Origin of the sequence: Paenibacillus sp. 7516 (assembly GCF_002272715.1) — a bacterium.
GTDB lineage: Bacteria > Bacillota > Bacilli > Paenibacillales > Paenibacillaceae > Paenibacillus > Paenibacillus illinoisensis_A.
Genome location: NZ_NPBI01000006.1, coordinates 324,288 through 337,022 on the forward strand (window position 1 = coordinate 324,288; position 12,735 = coordinate 337,022).

At 47.5% G+C, this 12,735-nt stretch carries 9 protein-coding genes; all 9 read right to left on the reverse strand.

What is annotated here, in order from left to right; all coding sequences use genetic code 11:
- Positions 1-24: 24 nt before the first annotated feature.
- Positions 25-2,082 carry a glycoside hydrolase family 65 gene (locus CHI14_RS04860; protein WP_095287286.1) on the reverse strand — a complete coding sequence of 686 codons (2,058 nt, stop codon included), beginning with the start codon at positions 2,080-2,082 and terminating at the stop codon, positions 25-27.
- Between the two features lie 36 nt (positions 2,083-2,118).
- The gene (locus CHI14_RS04865; RefSeq protein ID WP_095287287.1) at positions 2,119-4,410 is read right to left on the reverse strand and encodes a helix-turn-helix domain-containing protein; all 2,292 of its coding nucleotides are present in this window, start codon (positions 4,408-4,410) and stop codon (positions 2,119-2,121) included.
- Positions 4,411-4,571: 161 nt separating this feature from the next.
- Positions 4,572-5,897 carry a Gfo/Idh/MocA family protein gene (locus CHI14_RS04870; protein ID WP_095287288.1) on the reverse strand — a complete coding sequence of 442 codons (1,326 nt, stop codon included), beginning with the start codon at positions 5,895-5,897 and terminating at the stop codon, positions 4,572-4,574.
- Complete coding sequence (locus CHI14_RS04875) at positions 5,894-7,426, reverse strand: extracellular solute-binding protein (RefSeq protein WP_095287289.1); 1,533 nt, start codon at positions 7,424-7,426, stop codon at positions 5,894-5,896. The genes CHI14_RS04870 and CHI14_RS04875 overlap by 4 nt, the downstream gene beginning before the upstream one ends.
- 23 nt (positions 7,427-7,449) lie before the next feature.
- A complete protein-coding gene (locus tag CHI14_RS04880) occupies positions 7,450-8,319 on the reverse strand; it encodes a carbohydrate ABC transporter permease (protein WP_095287290.1) in 870 nt (289 codons plus the stop codon).
- Positions 8,319-9,278 carry an ABC transporter permease gene (locus CHI14_RS04885; protein ID WP_095287291.1) on the reverse strand — a complete coding sequence of 320 codons (960 nt, stop codon included), beginning with the start codon at positions 9,276-9,278 and terminating at the stop codon, positions 8,319-8,321. Before CHI14_RS04885 ends, CHI14_RS04880 begins: the two co-directional genes overlap by 1 nt.
- A gap of 273 nt (positions 9,279-9,551) precedes the next feature.
- A complete protein-coding gene (locus tag CHI14_RS04890) occupies positions 9,552-10,244 on the reverse strand; it encodes a hypothetical protein (RefSeq protein WP_095287292.1) in 693 nt (230 codons plus the stop codon).
- A 146-nt stretch (positions 10,245-10,390) separates the two neighbouring features.
- The gene (locus tag CHI14_RS04895) at positions 10,391-11,119 is read right to left on the reverse strand and encodes an amino acid ABC transporter ATP-binding protein (protein WP_095287293.1); all 729 of its coding nucleotides are present in this window, start codon (positions 11,117-11,119) and stop codon (positions 10,391-10,393) included.
- Positions 11,112-12,560: an amino acid ABC transporter substrate-binding protein/permease gene (locus CHI14_RS04900; RefSeq protein WP_095287294.1), complete on the reverse strand. Its 1,449-nt coding sequence runs from the start codon at positions 12,558-12,560 to the stop codon at positions 11,112-11,114. Before CHI14_RS04900 ends, CHI14_RS04895 begins: the two co-directional genes overlap by 8 nt.
- Between the last annotated feature and the right edge of the window lie 175 nt (positions 12,561-12,735).

Sequence of the window (12,735 nt, forward strand, 5' to 3'; positions counted from 1 at the left end):
GAACAAACGATTCACTTAATCGGATCAGGTCAAGGGGTGCAGCCCCTCCCATTGAACTGACCAGCTCCCGTCCTGCGGAAATCCCGGATTGTTCCCACCTACCTGACCGCTCCATCCGGCAGCCATCATCGCTACTGCAGTTAACAGTCCACCATTCCCCGGCAGATACGCCCATAATCCTGGCCTTTGATAATTGTGTCCATTGGGCAAATAGGTGTTTTTGGTGGCATCCATCAATAAAAAGTCAACGGCCAGCTCAGGTTCGCCCAGCCTTGCCGCTGTCATGGCACACATCGGAAAGTCCCACCCCCATGCGGATTCCCAATCCCAGCATTCTTTCACTTTGAGAAGTGTATTTTTCATGATTTTTTCGTCGATCAGCGTTCCAGGAAGCAGGCCGAGCGCTCCGAGCATGGAAGGATGATCATGGTTCTTGGCAGTAAATGTGTCAGGACAATTCTCGTGCGCAAGATAAACACCATTCTCATGCACTGGACTTGCCATATGAGCTGCAACCTTTTTCCAATCCGGGTTCGCTGGCCGCTCCAGCCGCTCCGCCCACATAGCGGCAATCTCCAGCCCAAACTTCCAGTATTCCAGTTCATATGGCGGATTCAGACTTTCATTCATGGCATGATTCTCTTGAGCCGGAATCAACGGCGGTCCAAGTACATATGCTTCTTTTTCTGCATCCCAGTGGGCAAAAGACACCATAAAATCAGCTGCCTCGAATACGATGTCCTTATACCGTTCCAATACAGACCTCTCAGGCCGGGCCAAATAACACATCTCAGCAAGTGCCATCGGATGAGGCTGCTGCCAGATTAACCCTGGTGCTACCGGTGACGGACTCTGCCCACCGTTATATCCGACCATTTTGGGCCAGCGCGCACCAGTATATCCCTGTGAACGTGCCAGTTCACGAGCCTTGGGCAAAATGGAGATGTACCAATCCATACTTCGACGAAGCAGATCTGTACGGTCCCACAGAGGAAAATGTGCAGCATGCCACCAGTGCATTTCCAGATGCATTTTACCGAACCAGCTATTATACATATAGCCCGTTTCCTGAGGCGGCATGGAGCCACCACTGTGTACGGCACACAGGAACTGGGACAGCACAATTCGTCGCTCCAGTTCTGCTGCTCGGGGATCTTTACTGCCGGATAGATCCATGGCTGCTCCACTGTTCCAGAACTGCTCCCAGTGGACCGAGCTGGCTTGGAATACGGCCTCAGCTGGTTGAACTGATGGATTTGACGCAGCAAAAGCAACACTGCAAGACCAGCTATCTGAATGCTGCAACGCTTCAGGAATAAGCGTGAACTCATGTGCTCCGGTCTGCTCCAGACGCCCCTTGTCCCAGATCCACCTCACTCCATATTCGTCTTCATCCAAAATCCGTTTCAGTGAGGCTGAAACCGAATCGTTCTCCATTAGCTCAGTGCGATGCCTGCTGTCCTGTTCCCAATCAGGAAAAACAGATTTGGACCAGCTCCGATGTGTCATATCCGGACAGGGGAAAGCAAGGAACAAATGCAGCCGCCCCTTGCGGATTAATTCGGAATGTACACGAAGGCCGATGCCATCCTTTTCCGGATCACAGGCAGTCTCTACCTGAACCCTGAACCCATCTACGGTGAACTCACTGTGAAGTGTACCTGTCCACAGATTTAATTCCTGTCGTACCGGATTCACATGTGACGTATCTGCTTCTACTCCATCTTCCTTCAATATCCGAAACGCGAGGCGTCCCAGTTGAAGACGATGCGGATTCTGCCGCAGCCAGTGATAAGCCTCTTCCCGGTTCTCAGGTTTCATGGGATACGCCACCTTCCGTCCATACGTTTCAAACGACTGGTAGACGATATCCTCATCGGCGAAAACCTCATGCCCTCCGGTATAATGCCACCCCCAATTGGACTGCGTGCCAAGAGGTATTTGATATGACTCCGGAAAGGTCTGAAGGCCGGTAAAATCAGCACTGAACGCAAATTCACCGTTGCCGACAGACAAAGGAGACCTGGGCTCAAGCTGGGTCAATACCGGATGGTTTCGAGTGACAATGGCTTTACGGTTCATGTAAGCCGTTCCTCCTTCTCTTATTGGGATGGGGGACTAGGATTCAAACAAGGAATCCCTGCGAGCCCGCATCATCTCTCTGTATTTCCCCGGTGTAATATCCTTGGTTTTGCGATATACACGGATAAAACTATTCTCATGCTGATACCCCACCATGGAAGCGATTTCAGATATTCTGTAGTCAGTTTCCCTCAGGAGCTCACAAGCCCGGTCCATACGCAGCTTCGTGAAGTAACCAAGAATGGTGTCGTTCATTTCCTGCTTGAACAGCTGACTTGCCAAACTGGAACCGATACCCGCATGCTCAGCAATGTCCTGGATGCTAACCGGGTCTTCCAGATGGTCATTCATGAATGCAATCATCGTTTGGCAAACGATATAATCCTTCCTGAGCTGCATGCTGTCATACCAGGCTGCGAGCCCTTCTGCCTCATTGCGCAGCAGTAACCACGCAGACTCCAGATTCATCGTCCGCAATCCGGAAACACGGAACCCGCAAGCCTCAGGTTCCCGTTTCATGCGAATTCGTTCCAGCGTCTCCGCTACAGATTCAAGAAAGGATATCGCCGAGGAAGGGTGCCACCGTTCACTCTTCATTCGGTTAAATCTTTTATCCATGAGCCTGATTACATCTTCGCCACTGCCGGCTTCGATCGTTTCAGTCAATTGGGACATGAATTCATTTTCCTCTGCACGTCCAGGTTCTTCGTGACCAGAAATGTCCTCAAACCGTATCACTTGTTCATATCCGCGGTACAACCTGAAACCCAGAGCGCTGTCCGCTTGCTGCATCGCCTGTTGAAGCTCCTTGAATCCGTCCTGCTCCTCGCTTATGCCTGCGGAGACCTGGAACTTAAGCAGTTTCGGAATCATTTTCAGCACTTCATCAATTGAAGTGGATGCATCCACATTTCTGCAGGGATCAAGCGGTTGCAGCATGACTATTACTCGGTCCCTGCCCAGATCTGCAGGAATGAGACGCCACTCCCCTGACAGCAGTTCTGCAATGATATTGGCAATGGCAAACTTCAGAAGGGATTGATCCGACTTCTTAAACCTTTCGCACCATGCGTGATAATTATCAATAGACAACATAGCAATGGTCAGCGGACTATCACTCCATTCCTTGAAGTATCGATTCCACTTTTCACCAATTTCCCGATAACCCGTTATGTGTCCCGCATAGATATCGGTCAGAAATTTGGAGGATGCTTCAGGAAGTGTTTGTCTGAGATTAATGGCTTGCTGTGCATGGTCTGTCAGCAGTTGCCCTGTTATTTTCTCGAGATCAATCAACTCTGGACTGATACGGTGACGGTCATATCCGCTAAGCAGTTGTCTCATCCGTTTCACCGGTTTAAAGGCTGCTCTGTTATAAAAAGCAATCGTAGCGGCGCCTGCGGCAAGTGCCAACAGTGAAACGATGAACACAATGTTTCTAATCTTCTGGGCATTGGACAGTAAACTTTCCTGGGAAATAATTGAAAGATAGCGCCAACCTGTATACGGGGACATCGTCTGTGAAGCGAGCAGCAATTGCCCCTCGTGCTTGAACTCACCAAGCTTTTCTCCTTCCAGAGTCGAGAGGACCTGGTCCACCGCTTCCTCTCCTACTGGATAATTTCCAAGATCATATAATAGTTTATTGTCGGCATCCAGAATGAAACGATGATTATCGAGATCAGAGACAGAAGAGAGAAGCATGTGCTTGAACATTTGATCTGTTTTGAAATTGATGGCAATGATCCCTTTAAGTTGACCCGCCAGCATAATCTTGCGATAAAGTGTAATCTGGGAGGCAGGAACTCCTGAACCTGCAGCAATCTCCCTCCGCTTCACCAGCATGGGGCGGTCATCTAATTCAGCAGCCACACCCACCCAGCCCGAATCGGGAAAATTGACTTTGCTTGAACTATATCCCTGAGGAAAAGCGACCATGCTCTCCCTTTCCACATCATAAATGTAAGCGCTTTTAATAAATGGAGTACTGCTAGTCAAGGTTTCAAGAAACTGTACCAATTCGGTGACATTGCGGTATGACCCCTGTACCTCACTCGTGAGAAATTTATACACATGATTATTCAGTGCAATTTTTACAGCAATCTGGTCGCTTTCCCGAATGACTTCATCAATATCATTCATGCTGATCCGCAGCATCTGGTGCTGCGGTTCACTGAGCTCCTGTTGTAATACCGACTTGGCCGAATAATACGTTGTCATGCCTACTGCAATAATAATCGTGAAGACAACAATGGTCAAAATAAGCAGCAGCCGGGTCTGGGTATTGGTGAAATTGAATTTTAACCACTTCAAAAAGGAAAGGGTCACAGATATCTCCCACCTTATGTGCAATATACCGCAATTATACAGTTTACCCCTGCCCGGTGCGACCCGGCCTAACAGCCTATTTTGACTTCTTCAAGCATCTCGATCTCACACTTGCCCGCTGTTTTGGCTGTTATTCACCATCATTTAATGTAATTAAATGTTCACTCACTTCTCGAATTCTGCACAGACACCTTATTCCCCCAGCCTCCTAGCACCGCTTCTATGGTTATGGGACGATGCTCGGAGATAGAACGCCATACGGCTTCGCCTGCTGCGACGGAGTAAGCTCCATCCACGGCTCCGGAGAGAATCCGGAAAGGACGATGTTGATCTTCTCCAAGAAAGATATCCTCTAGAAGTAATGGATCCCCTCCACTATGTCCGCCTTCCCGATGTACGACATGTATGGTCTCTTTGGAACCAAACAGGGGGAAATAGTCGATGGTTTGAACCGGAGTCGGAAAAGGAGTACGTGCAGGCATATGGTATTCAAGTGTCTCCAGGCGCCCCTTCGTACCGTTCACAGCCAGCCGATAGCCTTCATAGGGAAGGGAAAAATTGACCGAATAACTCATGAGTGCCCCGCCACTATATCTCACAGATGCTGTATACGTATCTTCGATCTCGATAGTGGAATCAAAAATGCATTGATCCGGACGATATGCTGTGTATGGGAAATCCGTGGTGGCCGAACCCAGCAGGTTCAGATGATCATCCGGAACGCGGATCTGCCGACTGCGCGGTGTCCAACGGGAGTAGTACGCACAGTCTTCCGAGACATTGCACGTATGACAATGCCGCCCATCTTCCCGTGCCGGATTCCACTCCCCATCTGCACCATAATAATTGAGCGCTCCATAAGCAAAAACTTCCACAGGCTTTTGGTTAATCCACCACTGGACCAGGTCAAAATGATGGGTACTTTTGTGAACGGACAGTCCACCCGAATAAGCCCGCTCACGATTCCAGCGCTTGAAATAGCTGGACCCGTGATGCGTATCAATATACCAGTTGAGATCAATGGAAGTGACTCGGCCAATCTTGCCTTCCTGTATCATTTCCTTGATCCGCATGTGAATGGGCATATATCGGTAGTTAAATGTTACAATGACTTTACCTTTACTCACCGCTTCAGCATCCAATATTCGCCTGGCGTCCGCTCCGGTTGTCGCCATTGGTTTCTCGGTAATTACGTCCAAATCCCGCTTCAGCGCTGCGGTTATATAGTGGACATGGGTATCATCCCTGCCGGCGACAATAATGCAGTCTGGCTTGGTATGCTCCACCATGGAAGCAAAATCAGAAGCTCCATACACAGGAACTTCGGAGTGATGCGGAAAGCGCGCACGATAAGCTTCGAAACGCGCGGGATCCGTATCCAGCAATGCCACGATCTCCGAATTGTGAGTGAATAGCTCATGTATAGGCTTGGCGAACTGCCCCAAAGCTCTGCCGCTCACTCCGCATATAGCATATCTTTTTTTCACTTCTTCACCTTCTCATACCATTCCTGGACCCGCTGGGTGACCACTTCGCCTCCAGAGGCATTCCATTTCTTCACGTATTCATCATAAGCCTCCAGAGGAAGCTCTCCGATAACGATCTTGGTCAATACTTCCTGAAACAGTTTGTGTGACTGGATATCAGGAAACCCTTCATACACGGAAGCCGGGAGACCATCACCCGCAATTTGCCGGGCATCGGCTGTGCTCACAACGAACATGTCTTTCACCATCTGCTGTTGGTCCTCCGGATAAGTCTCTTCAATACGTTTGTTCATGTCCTCTGCAGTAGTCAGGTTCTTCATACCCAAGGCAAGCGGTTTGTTGTCGGCAGGTGGAAGAATGACTTTGCGTCCGTCTTTGACTTCATGCTGCTCCCCTTTTAGGCCGAAACGGACAAATTCATCATTTTCAGGGTTGTAAAAGAAATCAAGCAGCTTCAATGCATTAGGCGCATTATCTTGCTTCACGGCCGGAATCATCCATTCCGGCTCACCCATGCTCTTCTGCGTCACGAACGCTTCGAAGCCTTCGACTTTAGGCAGCGGCATCGCTGCGATATAAGCATCCGGTGCCTGTGTCAGCATGGCGTTAAGACGATCGCGTACATTCGCCGGCAAGTGGTACCAGCTGCCCACCAGGTTATTGTTAATTTTGGCTTGCCATACTTCCCCTTTGTTCAAAAACGTTTCATTATCAAGCAGTTTTTCTTCATATAACATCCGGATGAATTTAATTGCTTCTCTCATGTTATCCGTTGTCCCGGCATACTGAATCTTGCCGTTGTATTCATCCCATTCCGGATATCCTTCCCACATGGCGACTCCGTACATGGCAAATAGATGGTCCATCCACCTTCCGAATTCTCTTCCGCTTGTGGGCAGTTCATCTGCTTTGCCATTGCCGTTCGGGTCCTTGTCACGGAAGGCTTTGAGCATTTCAACATATTCGTCAACGGTTGCTGGCATTTCCATGCCTACCTTATCCAGCCAATCTTTTCGAATCAAAGGTGCCCGTTCCGGGACAAGGAATACTTTAGGTACATAATAAATTTTGCCGTCAGGAGAAGCTGAGCGAACAATATCCCAGGCTTCTTGAGGAATACTTTCCCAGACATGCGGAGCGTACTCAGGGAGCAGATCATCCAGCGGCAGCGCTCCGCCTTGTTGGATCAACGTTTGTTCTACGCCTCCGATCGGGCGCAGAATATCCGGCAGCTCATCGGAAGCGATCATCAGGTTCAGATATTCCGAGGGTTCTGATCCGGGAGGCGTCGTAATCAGCTCATATTGAACGCCCGTCTTCTCAGCTACATATTTCACGTGTGGATCATCAGCTGCAGGCATGCTCCCCATGCCCATATGACTCTTGAATACTTTCACGATTGGGATACCGGAACCACCTTCAGAAGAACCACTCCCTGAATCGCTGGTATTGGAACTGCAGCCGGCGACTACCAGCATGGCCATACTGAGCACAATCGGTACAAACTTTTGGGTCAGTCGTCTTCTCATTGAATCATCCCCTTGATCATGATTTATTCTTTCAGCGATCCAAGCAGCGAACCTTTGACAAAATATTTCTGTAAATAAGGATACACCAATATAATGGGAACGCTTGCAAAAAGAATCGTTGCTGCTTTCAATGTGGTGGTGTTGAAGTCGTAATCATCAAGGAACATATTGACCTGAGCCAGTTCTTCCGGACTGGTCAAATAGGCACGCAGCTTCATTTGAAGCGGCCATAGATCAGGATCCCGAACGAAGAGTACGGCGCGTTGGAACGTATTCCAGTATCCTACGGCATAGAACAGGCTGACTGTGGCAAGAACCGGTTTGGACAGCGGCAGATAGATCTGGAACAGGATTCGAAAATCGTGGCAGCCATCAATCCGGGCAGTATCATCCAATTCCTTCGGCAAGTTCATGAAGAACGTGCGCAAAATGACCATGTTGAACGTACCGATGACCCCCGGAATAATCAGTGCCCATATGGAGTTCATCATACCCAGCTCTCTGACCGTCAGGAAGAAGGGAATCATCGGTGCATTGAAGATCATCGTGATGACAATTCCGAGCATGACCTGTTTGCGGATTAGAAATTCTTTGCGTGATAACGGAAAGGCGGTCAGCACGGAAAAGAGCATACTCAGCGCTGTCCCTGCTACCGTTATGAATACGGTTACACCAAACGATTGCCAAAGTCCCGAACTCTGTAAAATATGTTTCCAGGAAGCCATCGTAAAGCCGACCGGCCACAGAAAAACTTCCTTGGAATCGGCGGCAACCGGCGAACTCAGGGATACCGCGAGCAGATGTAGCAATGGCAGGATCATGGTTAAGGCTGCAGCTGTCAAGAACACATAGTTGGCGACTTGAAAGCATTTTTCACCAAAGGTTTGTTTCATCACCACAACCCCTCCCCTGTCTTTTTGGCCAATCGATTGAAGACCCAGAGCAGGATAAACCCGATGACGGATTGGAACAGTCCAATGGCTGTCGTGACACTATACTGCCCCTGCAGCACACCAGAGCGGTATACGTATGTCTCAATAATATCCCCTACCGAATAGGTCATTGGGGTCAACAGGTTATACACCTGATCGAAACCAAGCTCCAGGAAATTGCCGATATTCAGCAGGAACAGAATCAGGATGGTTGGGAACAACGCGGGCAGCGTAATATAAATCGCCTGTTTCCACTTATTAGCTCCGTCCATGACGGCAGCTTCATATTGGGTTGGATCAACGCCGCTGATGGCTGCAAGATAAATAATGGTCCCCCACCCGACTTCCTTCCATATGGAAGACAAGACAACAATGGGCCGGAAATATTGCTCCTGCTGCATATACAGAATGGGCTCGAAGCCAAACCATCCACGGACAGCGTTCACAAAACCACCCGAGGCAAGAACTTCAAAGACGATTCCACCTACAACGACCCAAGAGAGGAAATGTGGTAAATAAAACAGACTTTGCAGGAAACGTTTGGCCAGCATCTTCCGTACCTCATTAAACAGCAGCGCAAGCAGGATGGGAGCTGGAAATCCGACGACCAGCTTGTAGAACGCAATCAGAGCTGTGTTTCGAAGTACATTATAGAAGTCCTGATACGTAAAAATAAACTTAAAGTTATCCAGGCCCACCCATGGGCTGCTCCAGATCCCTTTCATGATCTGAAAATTCTGAAATGCAATGACGCTTCCTCCCAAAGGGATATACTTAAAAATAATGTAAAACAAAATACCGGGTAAGATCATGACATACAGCATCCAATGTTTCCTCATGTTTCGCAAATACCCTTTTTTGACTCGTTTGCCCACTGTAACTCCGGGTTGCCGTGCAGGTGTTTCCGTGAGCTCAGCCATACGATCTTGGGCCCCCTTTAGCAGTTAATAGTGTGAATGATGAGCAGGATCCTCTGTTCACATCATATGGGCGAGCAGCATGATCAACAATCGTGCAATCGGCCAAATCATGAACCAATCGCTTACACAGCAAGCTTTTGCAGGATCGGTTCATTCGGTGGAGAATCGGTTGGTACGGGTATAATCATCAAAAAGGCCGCCATATGAGGCGACCTAAGATACGCAGCAGTTATGCTTTTGTTTGAGTTGCATTTCTTAACAGGCTGAGTGTAATCAGTCTTCCATCAGTAGAGATCCGATGTCGTTTGGATCCTCAATCTCCTTACTTGCAATAAGAATTCCTTCCTCGTTCAATGCCTTTATGTTGAGTGGAGTGCTTGCAGTCGAGGGAAGCAATACAAACCATATGTTTCTTTCAGCCCCCACCTCAACCAATTTAGCTTCAGTAGAAATCTGTGCTCCATTTCCCTTCGTTTCGACCGTTATCCGCTTGATTGCAGGGTTCAGTACATTTCCGAATATGATGGGAAAAGGAGATTCGATATGCTCCAAGCGAGGCATACTCATATAGTCCATTGCGGGTAAATTTGAAGAAGATTTACTAATCCCGTATCCTCCACCCCATCCCCATTTCCAACCGAAAATCCTCTTTCGTACATATTCTATCTGAAGGTTGCTGGATTCCGAGCTTGCTCTTTGTGTAAATACAATCATACCGCCTTCCACTGGCTCTTCATGGATAATTTGTGATGGTAACTGTTCTGTTCTATACTTTTGAATCGCTATTTCCGGAGTTATCCCAGTAGGGATATGTATGGTCTCATCCATTCCCAGCAATCTAGACATCCGTTGATCTGAAAATCCACCCGGTCTATCGTTAAGATAGACATAAGATAAAAATGAGGAGATCAAGAGAATAATCACAACTAAAGGTATCCCAATCCGTCTTTTTATTTGAAGTTTCATTATCTCCGAACCCCCTTGTTATTTAAAACAACTTATTAGAAAAATAAAACTATACTAACATTACCATATTTAACCTCCCATTTTCTGATTTATATATAACAAAAAAACCTTCAAGCACCGTGTCTTGAAGGTTTTTCCGCCAAATATTAAAGTACTTTTTCCAAAAAGCTGATGGTGCGTTCATGCTTCGGATTACCGAAGATTTCTGCAGGTGTACCCTGCTCGATGATATATCCGCCATCCATGAAGATCACCCGATCTGCAACTTCACGGGCAAATCCCATCTCGTGGGTTACGATCATCATCGTCATTCCCTCGCTTGCGAGGTCCTTCATTACACCCAGAACCTCACCAACCATCTCGGGATCCAGCGCGGAAGTCGGTTCATCAAATAACATGACGTCTGGATTCATCGCAAGCGCGCGAGCAATGGCGACCCGTTGTTTTTGACCACCCGAAAGCTTGTTAGGGTAACTGTCCGCCTTATCCGACAAGCCTACCCGCTCAAGCAAGCGCAGCGCGGTTTCCCGAGCTTGCTGCTCGTTCAACTTACCAAGCTCTCTTGGTGCGAACATGATATTTTTGAGCACGTTGAAATGTGGAAACAAGTTAAAGTGCTGAAATACCATGCCAATATTTTCACGAGCTTTATTGATATTGGTTTTCGGATCATTCAGATCCTGGTCATCAACGATAACCCGGCCTGCAGTGATCTCTTCCAATTGGTTTATACAGCGCAGAAACGTACTTTTCCCCGAACCGGACGGGCCGATGACACAGACCACTTCACCCTCGGAGACCGTCATATCAATACCTTTTAGAACCTGATTCGAGCCAAAACTTTTCTTCAATCCTTCAACCTTAATTTTACCCACGGCGAACTCTCACCTCCAGATGGTCAGCGATTTTAGTCAATGCAATGATGACAATCAGATACATGATCGCAACAGTTAACCAGATGTCAAAAGAGGCGAACGTTCTTGCGATGACAATTTTACCCGATTGCGTCAACTCCACCAGACCAATGACAGACAAGATCGACGTATCCTTCAGTGTAATGACCATCTGATTGATGAATGAAGGAATCATAATCCGGATGGCCTGAGGGATAACGATCTTCATCATCGCTTTGCGGTAAGGCAGACCCAGTGAACGGGCAGCTTCCATCTGTCCACGATCAATCGATTGAATCCCCCCGCGAATAATTTCGGTAACATATGCTCCGGCATTCAAACTTAGCGTCAGAATGGCTGCCAGGAACAGAGGCATAGTAAAGCCCAGCGCCTGCGGAATCCCGAAGTAGATAAAGAAAGCCAGGACAATCAACGGAACACCGCGGAATACATCCACAAATACGGTGGCAACACCGCGAAGGAATTTATTATGTCCCACTTTCATAAATCCGAAGACCAAACCCAGAATAAAGGCAAAAAACAATGAAACAATGGTGTATAAGAGCGTGTTACCTAGACCTTTGATCAGGGATGGCAGGGATTTCTGAACCAACTCCCAGCGCCCCATATCGGCAGTTGTCGAAGCATTTTCACCAATATATGTCTCAGTAATGCGTTTATACTCTCCGTTTGCCTTGATATTTGTTAGTCCATCATTGAACATTTGCAGAAGTTCCTGATTCTTGCCTTTGCTTACGGCGAACCCATAGGAACCTCCTTCTTCTTTTTCGGTAACAATCTTCAAGCCATTATTCTGTTTCACCCCATAAGCAAGTACGGGAAAATCTTCAAAACAGGCGACAGAGTTACCGGTTTTTACATCATCATACATTTGTGAGGAATCATCAAATGGAACAATTGTGAAGCCATACTTCGAGGCCACAGACTCTGCAAAAGTGTATCCCTCTGTTCCCGTTTTCACAGCAACTTTTTTACCTCTGAGGTCCTCGTAACTTTTTACGGTATCGTTATTGGCACTAACGCCCATAACCACGCCTGATTCGAAATATGATTCAGAAAAATCAAACTTTTGCTTTCTCTCATCGGTAATACTCATTCCCGCAATAACACCATCGACCTGATTTGCCTCAAGTGCCTGCACGGCGGCGTTGAATCCGAGAGCTTTAATTTCATACTTAAAATTTTGATCTTTGGCAATGGCATCGAGCAAATCCATGTCGATTCCGACAAAATTACCATTCACATCCTGAAATTCAAACGGAGCAAAGGTAATGTCTGTGCCGATGACATAGGTTTTGCTGGTGTTGGACTCTGCATCAGCAGCCCCCGCCCAACCGGATAGTCCGGTTACCAAGAGCAGCACTAGCGAAAGTACAAAAAACGAGACCTTTGTTGTTTTCATATGTCCTCCCCTTCTCGGTCTACTACGTTAACTGTGTTACACTTTTTTCAGACGTATTGCTCATTATACAGTCATATTGTTTTTGTGAAAATAAACATTTTAAATTTTAAGTATCGATTTCTTTTCCAATAGGATGCTTCCCGTGTAACTGATGAAGGTTCTTTTCGCATTCACT

What these genes read in the sequence shown, in the direction of transcription:
- CHI14_RS04860 (WP_095287286.1), bottom strand. Translation starts at nt 2,082, where the DNA reads ATGAACCGTAAAGCCATTGTCACTCGAAACCATCCGGTATTGACCCAG.
- CHI14_RS04875 (WP_095287289.1), bottom strand. Translation starts at nt 7,426, where the DNA reads ATGAGAAGACGACTGACCCAAAAGTTTGTACCGATTGTGCTCAGTATG.
- CHI14_RS04880 (WP_095287290.1), bottom strand. Translation starts at nt 8,319, where the DNA reads ATGAAACAAACCTTTGGTGAAAAATGCTTTCAAGTCGCCAACTATGTG.
- CHI14_RS04885 (WP_095287291.1), bottom strand. Translation starts at nt 9,278, where the DNA reads ATGGCTGAGCTCACGGAAACACCTGCACGGCAACCCGGAGTTACAGTG.
- CHI14_RS04890 (WP_095287292.1), bottom strand. Translation starts at nt 10,244, where the DNA reads ATGAAACTTCAAATAAAAAGACGGATTGGGATACCTTTAGTTGTGATT.
- CHI14_RS04900 (WP_095287294.1), bottom strand. Translation starts at nt 12,560, where the DNA reads ATGAAAACAACAAAGGTCTCGTTTTTTGTACTTTCGCTAGTGCTGCTC.